This is a genomic window from Desulfuromonas thiophila (assembly GCF_900101955.1).
GTDB classification, from domain to species: domain Bacteria; phylum Desulfobacterota; class Desulfuromonadia; order Desulfuromonadales; family Desulfuromonadaceae; genus Pseudodesulfuromonas; species Pseudodesulfuromonas thiophila.
On sequence record NZ_FNAQ01000014.1, the window covers coordinates 42,164 to 60,403 of the forward strand.

General features: G+C 59.9%; 16 protein-coding genes. 9 read left to right on the forward strand and 7 right to left on the reverse strand.

Annotation, left to right across the window (positions count from 1 at the left end; translation table 11 throughout):
- The first annotated feature begins 67 nt into the window (after positions 1-67).
- The 5 genes from BLR80_RS10255 to BLR80_RS10275 all read left to right on the forward strand — a co-directional run bounded on the left by BLR80_RS10255 (position 68) and on the right by BLR80_RS10275 (position 7,781).
- Positions 68-1,732: an AMP-binding protein gene (locus BLR80_RS10255; RefSeq protein WP_092079608.1), complete on the forward strand. Its 1,665-nt coding sequence runs from the start codon at positions 68-70 to the stop codon at positions 1,730-1,732.
- 205 nt (positions 1,733-1,937) lie between these two features.
- Positions 1,938-4,637, forward strand: coding sequence for a preprotein translocase subunit SecA (secA, locus tag BLR80_RS10260; RefSeq protein ID WP_092079611.1), 2,700 nt, complete (start codon positions 1,938-1,940; stop codon positions 4,635-4,637).
- Between the two features lie 40 nt (positions 4,638-4,677).
- On the forward strand, positions 4,678-5,877 hold the full coding sequence (gene argJ, locus BLR80_RS10265) for a bifunctional glutamate N-acetyltransferase/amino-acid acetyltransferase ArgJ (protein WP_092079614.1): 1,200 nt from the start codon (positions 4,678-4,680) through the stop codon (positions 5,875-5,877).
- Entirely contained in the window at positions 5,858-6,583 is a 726-nt protein-coding gene (gene deoC / locus BLR80_RS10270) for a deoxyribose-phosphate aldolase (protein ID WP_092079617.1), read from the forward strand. The genes argJ and deoC overlap by 20 nt, the downstream gene beginning before the upstream one ends.
- A complete protein-coding gene (locus BLR80_RS10275) occupies positions 6,576-7,781 on the forward strand; it encodes a phosphopentomutase (protein WP_092079620.1) in 1,206 nt (401 codons plus the stop codon). Before deoC ends, BLR80_RS10275 begins: the two co-directional genes overlap by 8 nt.
- A 125-nt stretch (positions 7,782-7,906) precedes the next feature.
- Here BLR80_RS10275 and BLR80_RS10280 read toward each other — a convergent pair whose 3' ends face one another.
- The gene (locus BLR80_RS10280) at positions 7,907-8,344 is read right to left on the reverse strand and encodes a Ros/MucR family transcriptional regulator (protein ID WP_092079623.1); all 438 of its coding nucleotides are present in this window, start codon (positions 8,342-8,344) and stop codon (positions 7,907-7,909) included.
- Between the two features lie 334 nt (positions 8,345-8,678).
- On the opposite strand from BLR80_RS10280, the gene BLR80_RS10285 reads away from it, so the two are divergent.
- From BLR80_RS10285 to BLR80_RS10300, 4 genes are all read left to right on the forward strand, one after another.
- Positions 8,679-9,845 carry a response regulator gene (locus tag BLR80_RS10285; protein WP_092079626.1) on the forward strand — a complete coding sequence of 389 codons (1,167 nt, stop codon included), beginning with the start codon at positions 8,679-8,681 and terminating at the stop codon, positions 9,843-9,845.
- A gap of 143 nt (positions 9,846-9,988) precedes the next feature.
- Entirely contained in the window at positions 9,989-12,649 is a 2,661-nt protein-coding gene (locus BLR80_RS10290) for a valine--tRNA ligase (protein WP_092079629.1), read from the forward strand.
- Positions 12,650-13,057 carry a (deoxy)nucleoside triphosphate pyrophosphohydrolase gene (locus tag BLR80_RS10295; protein WP_092079632.1) on the forward strand — a complete coding sequence of 136 codons (408 nt, stop codon included), beginning with the start codon at positions 12,650-12,652 and terminating at the stop codon, positions 13,055-13,057.
- Positions 13,058-13,151: 94 nt separating this feature from the next.
- Positions 13,152-13,328 (forward strand): MarR family transcriptional regulator, encoded by a 177-nt coding sequence (locus tag BLR80_RS10300; protein ID WP_092079635.1) that lies wholly within the window; start codon positions 13,152-13,154, stop codon positions 13,326-13,328.
- 86 nt (positions 13,329-13,414) lie between these two features.
- Here the strand turns inward: BLR80_RS10300 and BLR80_RS10305 are convergent, their stop codons facing one another.
- The 6 genes from BLR80_RS10305 to BLR80_RS10330 all read right to left on the reverse strand — a co-directional run.
- Complete coding sequence (locus tag BLR80_RS10305) at positions 13,415-14,167, reverse strand: class I SAM-dependent methyltransferase (protein WP_092079638.1); 753 nt, start codon at positions 14,165-14,167, stop codon at positions 13,415-13,417.
- A 35-nt stretch (positions 14,168-14,202) separates the two neighbouring features.
- On the reverse strand, positions 14,203-15,237 hold the full coding sequence (locus BLR80_RS10310) for a DUF3089 domain-containing protein (protein ID WP_171906414.1): 1,035 nt from the start codon (positions 15,235-15,237) through the stop codon (positions 14,203-14,205).
- A gap of 367 nt (positions 15,238-15,604) precedes the next feature.
- Positions 15,605-16,273 (reverse strand): hypothetical protein, encoded by a 669-nt coding sequence (locus BLR80_RS10315; RefSeq protein ID WP_092079641.1) that lies wholly within the window; start codon positions 16,271-16,273, stop codon positions 15,605-15,607.
- A gap of 125 nt (positions 16,274-16,398) precedes the next feature.
- Entirely contained in the window at positions 16,399-17,070 is a 672-nt protein-coding gene (locus BLR80_RS10320; protein WP_092079644.1) for a DUF4145 domain-containing protein, read from the reverse strand.
- A 99-nt stretch (positions 17,071-17,169) separates the two neighbouring features.
- The gene (locus BLR80_RS10325) at positions 17,170-17,847 is read right to left on the reverse strand and encodes a TIR domain-containing protein (RefSeq protein WP_092079647.1); all 678 of its coding nucleotides are present in this window, start codon (positions 17,845-17,847) and stop codon (positions 17,170-17,172) included.
- A 74-nt stretch (positions 17,848-17,921) separates the two neighbouring features.
- A partial coding sequence (locus tag BLR80_RS10330; RefSeq protein ID WP_143012132.1) for an integrase core domain-containing protein occupies positions 17,922-18,240 on the reverse strand: 319 nt, incomplete at its 5' end.

Consider the following 18,240-nt stretch of genomic DNA (forward strand, 5'->3'; position numbering starts at 1 on the left):
TCAGTATTTTATCCTGATCAAATCTTTAGTTTGGGCCGATGAAACATGGCCCGGGAGGAATCTGTCCATGTCCAGTATTCTCGATGTCACGGTCGGGGGCATGCTCGAAGAGATGGCCCGCCGTTTTCCTGCCAACGATGCCCTGGTCTACCCGGATCGCGGCCTGCGCTACAGCTATGCCGAATTCGATGCCCTTTGCGATCGCATCGCCCGTGGTCTGCTGGCGCTGGGGGTGAAAAAGGGCGACCATGTCGCCATCTGGGCCACCAATGTGCCGGAGTGGGTGGTGCTGCAGTTCGCCACGGCCAAGATGGGGGCGGTGCTGGTGACGGTCAACACCAACTACAAGTCGAGCGAACTGGAATACATCCTGCAACAGTCGGATGCCACCTGCCTGTTTCTGGTGCAGGGCTTCAAGGATACCGACTATGTGGCCACCCTCAACGAGGTGGTGCCCGAACTGGCCGGATCACGGCCGGGCCAACTGGCCTGCGCCCGGCTGCCGTACCTGAAGCAGGTGGTGTTCATCGGCGGCGGCGCGCCGGCCGGCATGCTGGCGTTTGCCGAACTTGAGGCCCTGGCCGATCAGGTCAGCCCGGCGCAACTGGCCCAGGTCAAGGCGACGCTTGATCCGCAGGACGTCATCAACATGCAGTACACCTCGGGAACCACCGGCTTTCCCAAGGGGGTGATGCTGACCCACCACAACATCGTCAACAACGGCTACAACATCGGCGAGTGCATGCGCTTCAGCGAGCAGGACCGTCTGTGCATTCCGGTTCCGTTCTTTCACTGCTTCGGCTGCGTGCTGGCGGTGCTGGCCTGCGTTACCCATGGTTCGACCATGGTGCCGGTGGAAACCTTCAGTGCCGAGGCCGTGCTGAAAACCGTGGCGGCGGAACGCTGCACCGCTCTGCACGGCGTGCCGACCATGTTCATTGCCGAGCTGGAGCACCCGGCCTTTGACAAGTACGATCTGACCAGTCTGCGCAGTGGTATCATGGCCGGTTCGCCTTGCCCCATCGAGGTGATGAAGCGGGTGATCCGCGACATGCACGCCACCGAGATCACCATCGCCTACGGTCAGACCGAATCCTCGCCGGTCATCACCCAAACCCGCACCGATGATCCGATTGAGCTGCGGGTGGCCACCGTTGGCCGGGCACTGCCCCATGTCGAGGTCAAGATTGTCGATATTGAAACCGGCGCCACCCTGCCGCCCGGCAAGCAGGGGGAACTCTGTACCCGTGGCTATCATGTGATGAAGGGTTATTACAAGATGCCCGAAGCCACCGCCGCCGCCATCGATGGCGATGGCTGGCTGCATACCGGCGATCTGGCGGTGATGGACGAAAACGGCTACTGCAAGATCACCGGCCGCATCAAAAACATGATCATCCGCGGTGGCGAGAATATCTACCCGCGCGAGATCGAGGAATTTCTCTACACCCATCCGGCGATTTCCGATGTGCAGGTCTATGGCGTGCCCGACCGCAAGTTCGGTGAGGAGGTCATGGCTGCGATCAAGATCAAGGAGGGTGTGCAGCTGACGGAAGACGAGGTCAAGGCGTTCTGCAAGGGGCGCATTGCCAATTACAAGATTCCGCGCTACGTCCGCTTTGTCGATGAATATCCGATGACCGCCAGCGGCAAGATCCAGAAATTCAAGCTGCGTGAGATGGCGATTCGCGAACTGCAACTGGAGGAGGCCGCCGCCATCGAAACGGCCTGATCCCCGCCCGTCGTTATCCATCGCAAAAGAGCGCCACGCCGCCGCATCCCGCCAGGGAAGCGGCGGTGTTTTTTTTGCCGGACTGGCCCTTGTTCCCCCTTGGGCGGTTGTGTTACGTTGCACTGTTTTTTTCGAGCCGTCCCACAGCCACCTCCCGCCAGCGGCCGATGTTCGCCGGGGTGGGAGTCCAGTCCTGGAGAGCCGCATGATCCGCAGTCTGTCGCGAAAACTGTTCGGCACCAAGAACGACCGTGAAATCAAAAAGATGCGAGCCACCGTGGCCCGCATCAACGCCCTTGAAGAGGAAACCGCCGCCCTGGATGATGCGGCGTTGCAGCACAGGACCGTCGAATTCCGCCAGCGCCTGGCGCAGGGCGAATCCCTCAACGATCTGCTGGTGGAAGCCTTTGCCGTGGTGCGCGAGGCCGCCCGCCGGGTGCTGGGCATGCGCCACTTCGATGTTCAGCTCATTGGTGGCATGGTGCTGCACGCCGGCAAGATCGCCGAGATGAAAACCGGCGAGGGCAAGACCCTGGTGGCGACCCTGGCGTCCTACCTGAACGCCCTGCCGGCCAGGGGCGTGCATGTGGTGACGGTCAACGATTATCTGGCCCGTCGCGACAGTGAATGGATGGGGCGGGTTCACCGTTTTCTCGGCCTTACCGTCGGCTGCGTGGTGCATGGCATCAGCGATGCCGAGCGCAAGGCGGCCTATCGCTGCGATATCACCTATGGCACCAACAACGAGTTCGGTTTCGATTATCTGCGCGACAACATGAAGTTCGACCTGGCCGACTATGTGCAGCGGCCGCTGGCCTACGCCATTGTCGATGAGGTCGACTCCATCCTGATTGACGAGGCGCGCACGCCGCTGATCATCTCCGGTCCCAGCGAGGCCTCCAGCGATCTGTATTACCGGGTCAACACCGTTATTCCCCGCCTGACCCGTGGCCAGGTGATCGAACACCGCGATGCCGGCAAGCTGGGCCAGACCCTGCGCGAATTCACCGGCGATTACACCATCGACGAGAAGGCCAAAAGCGCCACCCTTACCGAGGCCGGCGTGGCCCGGGTGGAGCAGATTCTTGGCATTGAAAACCTCTACGACCCCCGCCACATTGAACTGCTGCACCACGTCAATCAGGCCCTCAAGGCCCACACCCTGTTCCGCAACGAGGTCGACTATGTGGTCAAGGACGGCGAGGTCATCATCGTCGACGAGTTCACCGGCCGGCTGATGCCGGGCCGGCGCTGGAGCGATGGCCTGCATCAGGCGGTGGAAGCCAAGGAAGGGGTGAAGATCGAAAGCGAGAACCAGACGCTGGCGACCATTACCTTCCAGAACTATTTCCGCATGTACGACAAACTCGCCGGCATGACCGGCACCGCCGATACCGAAGCGCAGGAATTCGCCGAGATCTACAAGCTCGACGTGGTGGTGATACCGACCAACCGGCCCAACCAGCGCCACGACCTGGCCGATGTGATCTACAAGAGCGAAAAAGAGAAGTTCAACGCCGTCATCGAGGATATCGTCGCCTGCCACCACAAGGGGCAGCCAGTGCTGGTGGGGACCATCTCCATCGAAAATTCCGAGCGGCTGGCGGAACTGCTCAAGAAGCGTGGCGTGCGTCACAACGTGCTCAACGCCAAGCACCATGAAAAGGAAGCCGAGATCGTCGCCCAGGCCGGTCGGCTCGGCGCCGTGACCATTGCTACCAACATGGCCGGGCGCGGCACCGATATCGTGCTGGGCGGCAACCCGGAGATGATGGCGCGGGCGGCGGCCGGCGCCGATGCCGAACCCGAGCAACTGGCCGCGCTGCAGGCGCGTTTCACCAGCGAATGTGCCGCTGAAAAGGAGCAGGTTCTGGCCGCCGGCGGTCTGTATATCCTCGGTACCGAGCGGCACGAGTCGCGCCGTATCGACAACCAGCTGCGTGGCCGGGCCGGCCGCCAGGGTGATCCGGGCTGCAGCCGTTTCTATCTGAGTCTGGAAGATAACCTGCTGCGCATCTTCGGCAGTCACCGTGTCGCCTTTGTGATGGACAAGCTCAAGATTCCCGAAAACGAGCCCATCGAGCACGGCATCATCTCGCGCGCCATCGAGAACGCCCAGAAAAAGGTCGAGGCCCACAACTTCGATATCCGCAAGCACCTGATCGAATACGATGACGTGATGAACCGTCAGCGCGAGGTGATCTACGGTCAGCGGCGTGAAATCCTCGCCGGCGAGGACATTCGTGGCACCTATCGCGCCATCATCGAGGAAATGGTCGAGGATATTGTGGCGACCTTCTGCCCCGAAAAGATGGCTCCGGCCGACTGGAACATCGGCGGGCTGTCGGATGATTTTCTCAACCAGTTCGCCTTCCGCCCCGAATTGCCGGATTTTTCGCAGCAGCGGGTGATTCCGGCGGAACTGGCCGGTCAGCTCAAGGAGCAGGTGTTTGCCCGCCTGCGCCAGCGCGAGGATGAGTTCGGCGGCGAGGTGCTGGAACATCTGATGAAGGTGCTGCTGCTGCAGGTACTCGACAACCAGTGGAAAGACCATCTGCTCAGCATCGACCATCTCAAGGAGGGTATCGGGCTGCGCGGCTATGCCCAGAAGAATCCGAAGGAGGAGTACAAGCGCGAGGCCTATAATCTGTTCATGCAGATGATGGGCCGCATCCGCCAGGAGGTGCTGCAGAAGCTGTTCCTGATCCGCCTGGTGCAGCAGCGCGATGTCGAACAGATGGAGGCGCAGCAACAACGCCAGCAGCAACAGCAGCGCCTGATGACCAATCGCAGCGATGTGCCGGCCCAGGCGCAGCCCACGGTGCGCGAGGAAGAGAAGATTGGCCGCAACGATCCCTGCCCTTGCGGCAGCGGCCTGAAATACAAGAAGTGCTGCGGCCGCTGACGGCGGTCGCAGCCCCGTTTCGCAGAAAGGTGAACCGGCCATGTCCGAGATTCTGCCCGTTCCCCAGGGGTTCCGCTTTGCCAGCGCCCTGGCGCGGATCAAGCCGACGGCCCAGCGGCCCGATGTCGGTCTGATCGTTTCCGAGGTGCCGGCGGCCTGCGCCGGTGTCTTTACCCGCAACAAGGTGATCGCCGCGCCGCTACAGCTGACGCGGCCGCGTATCGCCACCGGCCGCTGTCAGGCGGTGCTGGTCAACAGTGGCAACGCCAATGCCTGCACCGGTGCCGCCGGCCTGGAGGTGGCGCGCCACAGTGCCGCCGCGCTGGCGGCCGAACTGGGTCTGGCCGAGGAGTTGGTGGCGGTTGCTTCCACCGGCGTCATCGGGGTGCCGTTGCCGCTGGAGCGGTTGACGGCCGTGCTGGCGCCGCTCTGTGCCGACCTGGCGCCGGATCAGGCGGCGGCCGTGGCGCAAGCCATCATGACCACCGATTCCTTCAGCAAGATGGCGGCCCGGCGGCTGGACGCGGCCGGTCAGCAGGCCGTGGTACTGGGGCTGGCCAAGGGCGCCGGCATGATTCATCCCAACATGGCGACCATGCTCGGTTTTGTGCTGACCGACGCGCGGCTGGCACCACAGCTGCTTGATGCGATGCTGCGGCGCGCTGTCGATGGCTCGTTCAACAGCATCAGTGTCGATGGCGATACCTCCACCAATGATCTGGTGCTGGTGCTGGCCAACGGCGCCGCCGGCGAGGCCGAGATTCTGCCCGGCACAGCGGCGGCCGCGGCCTTCCAGGACGCCCTTGATGCCGTGCTGCTCGATCTGGCCAAAATGATCGTGCGCGACGGCGAGGGTGCCACCAAGCTGGTGCGGATTCAGCTGCGTGGTGCCCGCGATGCGGCCGAGGCGCGCCAGGCGGCCCAGGCGGTGGCGACCTCGAACCTGGTGAAGACCGCCTTCTTTGGCGAAGATGCCAACTGGGGCCGCATCATTGCCGCCGTTGGCTACAGTGGCGCCGAGGTCGATCCCGATCGGGTCGATATCTTTTTCGACGCCGTGCAGGTGGTGCGTCAGGGCCTGACCACCGGCGCCGAGCAGGAAGCTCTGGCCACAGCGGTTCTTAAGCAGCCGGAATTCAGCGTCCGCATCGAGCTGCATCAGGGCGATGGCGTCTGTGACTACTATTGCTCCGATCTGACCTACGACTACGTCAAGATCAATGCCGACTACCGGACCTGATTCATTGCTGGGGCAGCCCGGCGCTTCTCCGGCGGTCTGTATTGACCACAGTCTGCTGGCGCCGACCACCACGGCGGCGCAGATTGATCAGCTGTGCGAGGAAGCCGTCGAGTTCGGTTGTGCGGCGGTTTGTGTGCCGCCGGTGCGGGTGGCCCAGGCGGCGCAGCTGCTGTACGGTTCCGGCGTGGCGGTGGCGACGGTGATCGGTTTTCCGCTGGGCTACGACAGCCCGGCGACCAAACAGGCGGCGGCGGCCGAAGCCCTGCGCCAGGGCGCGCGCGAAATCGATCTGGTGCTGCAGCTGGGCTGGGCGGCCCAGGGCGATTTTGCCGCTGTAACGGAAGAAATCCGTGCCATTAAGCAGCTGCTGGGCCAGGTCTGTCTGAAGGTCATTGTCGAATGCGCCCTGTTCGAGGCCGCCACCAGACAGCGTTTGGCCGTCTGCGCCCTGGAGGCGGGCGCCGATTTTGTCAAAACCTCGACCGGCTTTGGTCCGGCCGGGGCGACGCCGGCTGATGTGCGCCTGCTGCGTGACGCTACCGCCGGCCGCTTGCCGGTCAAGGCGGCCGGCGGTATCCGCAGCCTGGCGCAGTTCGACGCCCTGCGGGCGGCCGGGGCCAGCCGCATTGGCACCAGTGCCACGGCCGCCATTGTCGGGCAGTGGCTGGAGCGGCGCGAACAGGCGGAGATGAGGGGTCATGTTTAGGCGGGTGGTGTTGATTGTGCTCGATGGTGTCGGCTGTGGTGCCCTGCCCGATGCCGCTGCTTATGGCGATGCCGCTGACGGGGGCGCCGCCAACACCCTGGGTCATGTGGCCGATGCCGTCGGCGGGCTGGCGCTGCCCTGTCTGCAACGGCTGGGGCTGGGCAATATCCTGCCATTGCGCGGGGTGGCGCCGGTGGCGCGGCCGCAGGCCAGTTGGGGGCGCATGGCCGAACGGTCAGCCGGCAAGGACAGTACCACCGGTCATTGGGAGATGGCCGGCGTGATTCAGACCCAGCCCTTCGTGACCTATCCGCAGGGGTTCCCGCCGGAGATTCTGGCCTTGTTCGAGCGCGAAGCCGGCTGTCCGGCCCTGGGCAATGTCGCTGCCAGCGGTACCAGTATCCTGGGCCGGTTGGGGGCGGAACACCTGCGCAGCGGCCGTCCCATTGTCTATACCAGCACCGATTCGGTGTTCCAGATAGCCGCTCACGAGCAGATCTGGCCGTTGGAGCGGCTTTACGCTCTGTGCCGCCGGTTGCGGCCGCAACTGGATCGCTACCGTATTGGCCGCATCATCGCGCGGCCCTTTGTCGGCTCGGTCGCTGAGGGTTTCCGCCGTACGGAGGGCCGTCACGACTATTCCATGGCGCCACCGCCCATGCTGCTTGATGCCCTGCAGCAGGCTGATGTGCCGGTGCTGGCGGTGGGCAAGATCTTCGATCTTTTCTGTGGCCGTGGCATCAGCGCTCATTGGCCGACGGCCGGCAATGCCGACGGCATGGCGCGCACCGCAGCTGTTTTTGCCACCATGGAGCGCGGGCTGCTGTTCACCAACCTGATCGATTTCGACATGCTGTACGGGCATCGCAACGATGTGGCGGGCTTTGCCGCTGCCTTGCAGGCTTTTGATCAGTTTCTCGAAGGCTTCCTGCCGAGCCTGACAGCGGACGACCTGCTGCTGGTGACCGCCGATCACGGTTGCGATCCCACCTGGCCGGGTACCGATCACTGCCGCGAGTATGTGCCGTTGCTGGTCTGTGGTGGCGCCGGCCAACCCGCTGTGGCGCTGGGCGATCGCGCCAGTTTTGCCGATATCGGCGCGACCCTGGCCGCCAATTTCGGCGTGACCGCCCTGGCTGGCGACAGCTTTCTCGCCGCGCTGGCATCGCCGGGACCGCAAATGCGGCAGCGGGCCTAGCCGGCATTCCAGCGGGTCGCCCATCGCCAGGGACTTCCAACGACGACAGGCCGGCATCTCGCCTGAAAAGGGGCGGAATGCCGGCCTGTCATGTTACCGGAGGCAGTGCGCCTGCGGGGGCGCGCTTATTTCTCCGCCGTTTTTCTGGCGGCGCGGGCGGCGGCCAGTTTATCGCCCAGACCGCGCTCGATGGCCATCTGCTTGCGCTGCTCGGAATAGTTTTTCGCCGCCAGTGACTGGCTGCGCGGAATGCCGAATTTTTTGCGGTATTCCACCGGGGTCATGCCATGCACCATGCGCAGATGACGACCAAGGGTCGTCATGCCCTTGCCGCAGATCATGCAATAGACCTTGTCCTTGCCGAAGGCCTTTTTCAGCGGCACGGCCGGTTCATTGGAGGCTACGGATTCTTCCGTGGTCTCAGCCGTTTGTTCGCCATCGTCGAGTTGTTTCAGGGCGGAATGAATTTCCGACAGTTCGGCAAGAAGTTCTTCTTTGCTCATGCGGGAGGTCGATGCATGGGCCGATACAATTTCAACGGCCATCTCCAGTAATTTCGACATTGCCATGCTCCTTGCAACAGGGGTGAACGTGCTATCCGGTTGTCGGAAACCGGCCGTAACAACGGCCGGCCGATGTTGTGCACGTGGTTGATTGTTGAGATAGTAAACAGGATGTGGCTTTTTTCAACGAAAATATCCTTCATGTTCAAGTCTGTTGTTGAGTTTGGGGAGATGTTTCTTCCGTACTGCCCATATAACCGTCTGATCCGGACAGGGTACGCCTGCGACCGGAAAAAACCGGCAGGAGCAGGTTCTTTGCCTTGTCGGAAAAAAACAATGCGTTTATGATTGCGCCACGTCGCACTATTTTTACCGAGCCTGCAAGGAGGAAGTCATGAATAAAAGGCTGTTGCTGGCCGATGACAGCGTGACCATACAAAAAGTGGTGGAAATCACCCTGACCGGGAAGCCCTATGATCTGGTTGCCGTCGGCAATGGTGATGAGGCCCTGCGGCTGGCCCGCCAGCAGCGTCCCGATCTGATTCTGGCCGATGTGTTCATGCCGGGTAAAAACGGTTATGAACTCTGTGAGCTGGTGCGGCAAGATCCCGCTCTGGCCGCTGTGCCGGTGTTGCTGCTGGCCGGCAGTTTCGAGCCCTTTGACGAAAAGCGGGCCAGTGCCGCCGGCGCCGACGGCTGGATCGCCAAGCCTTTCAGTTCGCAGGATCTGATCGACCGCGTGGCCGAGCTGCTGGCACGCGCTCCCGCCGCCGACTGGCAGGCCTCGCCCAGCCGTACCCCCGACGAGGGCGTGCGGCAGGCCTTCAGCCAGGCGGCGGCCGAAATGGCCACGCCCGTAGCGCCAGCGCCGCCGGCCAGTGCCCCCGTGGTCGAGCCGTCGTTTGAGCAGCCCTTCGAACAGTTGTTTGAACCGGCCCAGCCGGCGGCGACGGAAGCGGCCGCTGACGAGGAGCTGTTTGGCGGCGGCGCGCCGCAGGATTTCAGTTTCGAATCCCTTGATGAGAGCACACCCGTGCCGGCGCCCGCCGGGGATTTCGCCTTTGATCCGACGGCTTTCGACCTTCCGGTCGACAGCGCCGCGGATCTGGCACCGGCAGCCGAGGCCGCAGCACCGTCACCCGCCGCGCCGGCCGCGGAGACCCCTGTCGTGAAGGTGGCGGCAGCTGCGCCGGTTGTGGCAGTGACTGCGCCGGTTGAACCGCCGGCTCTGGCCGACGAGTTGCCCTCGCTGGACGCTTTTGCCGCCGACCTGCCGCAGCCGCCGGCCGCTGTGGCAGAGGAGGGCGTGATGGCCCTGAAGGAAGAGCAGATTGTTGCCGAGGGAGCCTATGGCGCGGTGCCCGAGCGGGTCGAAAAGCGCGTTGCCTTCCTCAGCGACGAACAGCTGATGGAGATTGTCGAGCGGGTTGCCGGTGCGGTCATCGAACGGCTGGCGGCGCCGCAGGTGGAAAAGGTGGTGTGGGAGGTGGTGCCCGACCTGGCGGAACGCATGATCCGCGACGAGATGGACCGTCTGCGGCGCCAGTCCGGCGACGCCTGAACGACAGGTAGCGCCACGCCCGCTGCCGGCGGGCATTGACGCCACGAAAGGGGATTGCTAAAATCCCCTTTTTTGTGCGCTAAGAGCGCGGATTTTTTGGATTCCGGGGCCATGCCCCGTTCTTCGACGAAACGAGATTGACCATGGCAGAACAATTGGCAAAGGGCTACGAGCCGCAGACGTTTGAAACCCGCTGGTACCAGCAATGGGAGCGGCAGGGCTGTTTTCATGCCGATGAAAATTCCCCCAGGCCCCATTATTCCATTGTCATACCGCCGCCCAATGTCACCGGCGTGCTGCACATGGGCCACGCCCTCAACAATACCCTGCAGGATATTCTGGCGCGCTGGAAGCGCATGACCGGCCATGAGGTGCTGTGGATGCCCGGCACCGACCATGCCGGTATCGCCACCCAGAACGTGGTCGAAAAGCAGCTGGCCGCCGAGGGCTGTGATCGCCACGATCTGGGGCGTGACGCCTTTGTCGAGCGGGTATGGCGCTGGCGCGAGGAATCCGGCGGTCAGATCATCAATCAGCTCAAGCGTCTCGGCGCCTCCTGCGACTGGCAGCGCGAACGTTTCACCATGGACGATGGCCTGAGCAAGGCGGTGCGCGAGGTGTTCGTCAGTCTGTATGAAGAAGGGTTGATCTACCGCGACAACCGCCTGATCAACTGGTGCCCGCGCTGCCATACCGCCCTGTCCGATCTGGAGGTCGAGCACGACGACAAGAAGGGCAGCCTGTGGCACCTGCGTTATCCCATCAAGGGCACCAATCGCTATCTGGTGGTCGCCACCACCCGGCCGGAAACCATGCTCGGCGATACCGCCGTGGCGGTGCATCCCGAGGACGAACGCTATGCCGATCTGGTCGGCAAGATGATCGAACTGCCGCTGACCGGCCGCGAGATCCCCATCATCGCCGATGACTACGTCGACAAGGAGTTCGGCAGTGGCGCGGTCAAGATCACCCCGGCCCACGATTTCAATGACTTCGAAATGGGCAAGCGCCACAACCTGGACAATATCAACATTCTTGATCCGTCCGGCATCATCAACGAAAATGGCGGCGCCTATCAGGGCCTGGAGCGCTATGCCGCGCGCGACAAGGTGGTGGCCGATCTCGCCGCCCTCGGTCTGCTTGACAAGGTCGAGGAACACCTCAACGCCGTCGGCGAATGCTATCGCTGCAAGACCGTCATCGAGCCGTACCTGAGCCTGCAGTGGTACGTCAATGTCCAGCCGCTGGCCAAGGAAGCCATCAAGGCGGTGGAAAGCGGCGCCACCCGCATCGTGCCGCAGCACTGGGAAAAGACCTACTACGAATGGATGTACAACATCCAGGACTGGTGCATCAGCCGCCAGATCTGGTGGGGCCACCGCATTCCGGCCTGGTACTGTGACGACTGCGGCGAGATCACCGTATCGCGCGAGGATGCCAGCTGCTGCTACAAGTGCCACAGCCGCAATCTGCGCCAGGAAACCGACGTGCTCGACACCTGGTTTTCCTCGGCCCTGTGGCCGTTTTCGACCATGGGTTGGCCCGAGCAGAGCGAAACCCTCAACAAGTTCTATCCCACCTCCTGTCTGGTCACCGGCTTCGACATCCTGTTCTTCTGGGTGGCGCGCATGATGATGATGGGCCTGAAGTTCATGGGCCAGGTGCCGTTCACGGATGTCTATATTCATGCCCTGGTGCGCGATGCCCAGGGCCAGAAGATGAGCAAGAGCAAGGGCAATGTCATCGATCCGCTGACGGTGATCGAGGAATACGGCACCGATGCCTTCCGTTTCACCCTGGCAGCCTTCGCCGCCCAGGGGCGCGACATCAAGCTGTCGACCGAGCGCATCGGCGGCTACCGCAACTTCTGCAACAAGCTGTGGAACGCCAGCCGTTTCGCCCTGATGAATCTGGAAGACTTCACCCCGCCGGCCAAGCCCGACTGGGACGCACTGAGCCTGTCCCTGGCCGATCGCTGGATTCTCACCCGGCTGGCGACGGTGGAGCGCGAGGTCAACGCCGCGCTGGAGGGCTACCACTTCAACGAAGCCGCCAGTGTGCTGTACAGCTTCACCTGGCACGCCTTCTGCGACTGGTATATCGAGCTGATCAAGGGCGCCCTCTACGGCGACGATGCCGCCGCCAGACTCAGCGCCCAGACCGTGGTGGCGACCGTGCTGGAGCGGCTGCTGCGCCTGCTGCATCCGCTGATGCCGTTCATCACCGAGGAAATCTGGCACAGCCTGCCGGGCCAGCGGCCCTGCGCCTTCCTCATGGGCTGCGCCTACCCCCAGGGCGAGGGCTTGCCGCAGGATGCCGAGGCCAGCGCCCGCATGGAGCAGGTGATGGAGGTCATCCGCGCCATCCGCAACATTCGGGGCGAAATGGATGTGCCGCCGGCCAAAAAGATCAGCGCTCTGCTCGATTGCCGCGACAGCGCCAGCCTGACGCTGATGCAGGATGCCGCCGATTACATCCGCGCTCTGGCGCGGGTGGAGGAGCTGACCTGTGGCGTCAGCCTGGTCCAGCCGCCCCAAGCCGCCAAGCAGCTGGCCGGCTCGGTGGAAATTCTGTTGCCGCTGGCCGGCCTGATCAATCTGGAAGAGGAGGAAAAGCGCCTCACCAAGGAGATCGCCAAGGTGCAAAAGGACGTTGATCTGTTCAGTAAAAAACTGTCGAACGCGAAGTTTGTCGCCAATGCCCCGGCCGAGGTGCTGGAGAAGGACCGCGCCAAGCTGGCCGCCGCGCAGGAAAAACTGACGCTGCTGCAGGCCAGCCTGCAGCGCATTGTGGCGCTGAAGTAGGTGCCGACGCGCCCGCACCTGCAGGTCAGCTGCGCCCTGATCGAACAGGACGGCCGGGTTCTGGCCGCCCAGCGCGGCCCGACCATGAGCCTGCCGCTGAAATGGGAATTCCCCGGCGGCAAGATCCATGCTGGCGAAACACCGCAGGACTGCCTGCGGCGCGAACTGATGGAAGAATTGGGCGTCCAGATCGCCGTTGGCAAGGCATTGCCCAGCGTCTGGCATGACTACCCCGGCTTTCGTGTCACGCTGTACCCCTTTATCTGTCTGCTGACGGCCGGCACCCCGGTTCTGCACGAACATGCCGCCGTGCGCTGGCTGTGGCCGCACGAGCTGGCGCAGCTTGACTGGGCCGACGCCGACTGGCCGGTGCTGGACGCCTATCTGGCCGAACGCGGCAGTGGCTGAGGGCCAGCTGGGCACAGCAGGGCGGGGCAGGGCAGGGTCGTCCGTCATCAGCAACTGCCGGCCGTTTTCAACCTTTGTGACAAGGAGGATGACCATGGAGATCACCGACAAGGTTCTGGAGGTGCTGCGCGCCCAGGGCGAACCCCTCAATGCCGGCAAGATTGCCGAGCTTGGCGGCCTTGACCGCAAGGAGGTCGACAAGGCCATGACCCGGCTGAAAAAGGAAGGCCGGATCGTTTCGCCCAAACGCTGCTACTGGACTCCGGCCTGAGCGGTCGCCTGTCGGCCAGAAACACCACAGCCCCGCCCGGATCACCCCCGGCGGGGCTGTTCGCGTAACAGGGTTCGTTGTGCCTGTCAGGCGGTTTTTTGCGCGATATAGACCCCGTAGCTGATGTAGTCCCGGTAGCGTTCGTACAGGTCAATTTCGTCTTGTTCGGCCGCCACAATCGCGCGGGCTTCTTCACTGTGGCCATTGCGCTGAAGAAAGTCTGCAAAACGTGCCTGTAGGGGGCGGTAATACTGGTCCAGCCAGCAGTATTGCGGCAAAACAAAGTAGCCCAGCGGCACATAGCCGTGTTTTTCAAGAACCCGGATTTTGGCCGAGGCCACATCAATTTCGGGATATTCGTGCTGCCAATGCTGCTCAAGTTCCCGCGGCCGGCTATCGCTAAGCCAGGTGATCTCGGAAGCGACCAGCAGCCCGCCCGTTTTGAGAAAACGGCGCCAGTCGGCCACGCCTTTTTCAAAGCCGATGTTGTAGATGGCGCCCTCCGACCAGATCACGTCCAGCTCCTTGTCGGCAAAAGGCAAGTTGTCCATCGAACAGGCTAGAGGAGCTATTTTCTCCGCCAGCCCGGCACGTTCGGCCCTGTCCTTCAACACCTCAAGGAAGTCCTGCAGAAAATCCACCGCCGTGATCCGGGCGTTCAGAAGCCTGGCCAGTACCAGGGTGGAGGCGCCCGTGCCGCAGCCGATGTCGGCAATCCGCAGCGGCGCCGTCCGGTCGATCCGGGCCAGTTGCAGCGCCCGTTCCGTTTCGGCCTCTGCGCCCGGTCCCTGCCGCTGGCCCTGCTGGTGCAGGTCGATCAACAGCCTGAAATCATCCATGCTCATTGCCTTTCTCTCCCATTGTTCAAGCCATTCTACTGGGCGTCGAAATAGTGCTCTACCCGGTTGGCGGCGTTGGCGCGCAGGTTGAAGTAGTAAAAAGGGATGTCATAGGAGTGATAGACCCCGGCGCTGCTCAGCCGCAGTTCGTCATCGACGGCGGTGGCGCAGCGCACCACGCCATTCGATGTGTCAACGCGGGCATCGGCATACTGGGGCACCTGCTGAAAGACGCCATCAGCGTCCGGCAGGAACGAACCCAGCCCCTCCTCGACGGCGGCCGGAGTTTCATCCAATGTCCAGCTGATGGGATTGATGGCCAGGGCGCCCGGCAGCAGAAACGGGACGTTATCGCTGTCCACCGTGGGGGACAGGGTGTTGTAGGACACAATGACACCGGTGTCGTCCGGCCCCTGGGCAAAGTGGAGATGCGGGTTTGCCGCCAGGAAATCCGCTGTTACGGAATAGCCGATGACGTAGGCCACAACCATCCGTTCAAGGTATTCCGGATGGTTTTTAAAGTAATCCGCCAAGAGCAGAATCAGAACGTTGGACCCCTGCGAGTGGCCGACAAGCAAAAACGGTCGGCCGTTGTTGTAATGCTTGAAGTAGTAGTCCAAAGCGGCCTCGGCATCGGCCGCCGGAACGCTGGCCAGCAATTCGTCGCGCTCCTGTGCCGGCAACGCCAGGGAATAGGCCGCATCGACCTGACGATAGTAGGGGGCATAGACATTGCCGACCGGCTCAAACGCTGTCGCCTGACGGGCATAGGCGGCGGCGGAGCCCGCCAGCATCGAGGCATTGTCAATTTCAGCGATGTTGGCATCGGTGGGGGCCGTTTTTGCCCAGGCCGTCGGGTACAGGTAAAAAACGTCCACCTCCTTGTCGGTGGTCTCCGGCACCTTCAGCCAGTGGGTTTGCACGGAATAGTCCGTTGTCTGCCGATCGGCGCCGTCAGAAGAAGACGAGGAATCGCCGCAGCCCGCAACCAGCATGGCCAGAACAATCGTCAACAGCAGCATAGCTGACAATCGCCCACGAAGGCTGTTTTTCAATGCGTTTCGGATCATTCTTCGTTCCTTTTCAGCAAGGATTTGGTTGCTCAGGCGTCTGACCGGGCACACTTTTCGGGCTGCACCCTCCATGGCCACATTGAATTTCTTTTTTCTGAACACTTCGTCTACCGGAATTGCCTCAACGTGGCTACCGCTGGCATCCTGGCGGAGATCTGAGATCGGGTCTTTATCAGCTAAGGCCCGAAGTAGTGAATGAGCAAGCTCCTTGAGCACTTGGTGCTTCTGCTTAAATAAGCCAAGAAATGACCGCAAATAGTCATTTGCAGTTATTTGTAGGTCCCCGCTGCTTCTAACGTTGTGCTCACCGGCGGCGACGGGACGGGCCGGCCTAGCAGAAACCTAAACGTGAACCGCCCCTGACTCACCCGTCCGAGTGTAGCGCGTGGTTAGCAACGCCTTCCGGATTTCCCTTAGTTACAACCCAACCAGCCAGGTAACTTAAAAAAATGTCCGTTGCTTCATTGAAACACTCAATTACTTCCAGCCATGAGGACTCGGGATATTTGCTGTCCTCGTCTGTAATCGCAAACTCAAATGAGCGTGTTTCATCGTCAACACTTTGAACTGAGCTGAAAAGATGCTGTTCTGAAAAGTGGATATAGCCACACAAATTCTCATAGACCTTTTTCAACCAAGGATGTTTCTGAGAGAGGGTTTTAACCAAATAGGCATCGGTCATTTTTTGGCCATTTTTATCTTTGATTGTTCGAATATGTGCTCCGGAAATCACTTCATTTGCAAATGAGTGGGGATTATCAACCAACCATATGGCAGAAAAGCGCAGTGAGGTATCAATTTGCATTCTCAATACGGATCGGGCACATGTCATATTCAATGATTCAATTAAATTGCGAAAACCCGCGCTTGTGCTCAAGGAACGTTTTGCCGCTCCTATGGCAAGAAGGTCTACGGGATACATATTTTGGTTATCGACTGAAAGCATTTGCATGCATAAGTCAAGAGTCTCATCACGCTTTTTGCTTAGAATGGTTAGGGCATTGTTGATTGCTTCTGAATGATTGGTTTCCATCAGTTAGTTCCTGCCTGCTAACGGTGATAATAAGCGGCGGCAGCGCGATGGTTAGGCCTATTACCGCAATTTATTTATGTTTTTCGGGAAGCACCCAGCTATTTTCCGTCCGCTTGATGCCATGGTTATGCCTGCTCTTGACTTTTCCCCTCTAATTCTTCTTGTTTTTGGAACTTTTCCATTTTGCTCTTGAAGTCTTCGAGTTTACTCGGAGCAACATAAACATAATCGATGATCACCTTGAAAAAATCATCGAGGGCGAAAGCTTGTAGTTGATGAACCGATTCATTTATACCGTGTGCGCCAATATTTCCTAGCAGCCTCAAAACATCACTGGCCTCTGAGAGGACCTTCGGTATTTCGCCTTTTTCAGTTAATTTGTTAATTTTTGCCTGAAGAGTCCCCTTTTTTTCACCACGATCGTCACAGACGGCCTCAAGGGCTCTTCTGATCTGAACGGCAAATGCGTTTGGTGCAATTGATTTTATTCTGAAGGCTTCTTCGTAGACTGCGGCGATTAATTTAGGTACAGATTTATGGAGCTTTCCCGATGTTGGGAATTCGAGACCACCGGTATGAAATTGCCTTTCCTCAAATTGAGCGAGGGGATTATCGTAAAGCAATATGTGTCCACATGTTTCACAGACAGCAACAAAGGTTCCCCACGGATGCTCGTCTACTGAGTTATCGGAAATCGACCATGATTTCTCATAGTAATTTTGAGAGTGGATAAGTCTTTGAGGCGCCTTGTTTCCGCAGTGCGGACAATAAGCAACTTTTCTTATTGTTTCAGTCATCTTGCTCCTCAATTTTCAAGGCATAACGCTGCCATAAACGGCGCGAGCTTGCGAGCGTCCGGCGACCGAAGGGAGCGAATTTGATGGCCTTGTTATGTATCAACTTGATGCGTGTGCAACTTTATCTGGGTTTAACACAAAGCCTGACTCTTTTAATCTATTTGCCAGCCTAGGAACCGTTTCCTTAACGTGATTATTGAAAGGAATATATAGGATGCCATCAGCATCAGACGGCTTTTCAATATGGCCTTTTACTAGAATTGCCATATTCCTCCTGCCAATAGATGAAATTAACATTCCCATTTCCAGTACTACGTTTTGCCGCGCTCTAGGCTGAATTGAATCAGGGCCATGACTTTGTGCGTAACCCATATCATCGGGCGTCATTAGCACTATACCGAAAGAGGTTGCAGTTGAGTTTTGACCAATCTTTGCCTCTAAGGATTCGATTATTGTTAAGCCACCACCGCCACTATTTTGAAGAACAAAGTGATCTATTCCGAGTTTATGAAGCACTAGCTCTAATTGTTCTCTAGCTGTTTCATCATGCCCATGTACAACAAATACTTGCTTGGAAGTAGCTGGTGCCACCATACTTTCTAATGCAGGTTGACCTGTAGATGTACCGGCTGGACTTGGTGCGGGTGAAGTTGAGCCAGAATATTGGTTGTAATCTTCCTCAAATTTTGACTTTAAAGCAGGACTTGCTTGAATTTGAAGTGTCCCATTTCGATACAGATTTATTGTCTCGCCTTCTTCTGTCTTTATCTGATGCATGTTTCCTTTATCGGATGATGATTTTATTTTTCTTCCGATTGTAGCGGAACCGGTTCCCTGGACACAAGTTTAGCTTACGCCGCCTGACGGATTTCATCAGGTGATCTGAAGCCGTTTTTCTCAACACGCCATTCGCTGTTGTAAAGCTCCACGAAGGTCTTCACGGCTTCGCGAACGTCGGTGATGTTACGGAAAACCCGGCCATAGATGGCCTGCTCTTTCAAGGTGCGGTTGAACCGTTCGGCAACTCCATTGGTCTGGGGTTCGGCAACAAAGGCAAAGCTGGGAGTGATCCCCCAGAACTTGATCTGGTTCTGAAAATGGTCTGAGAGGTACTGGGTGCCGTGATCCATACGCAGGGATAGCCCTCGGGCAATTCCTTTCTCAACGCTG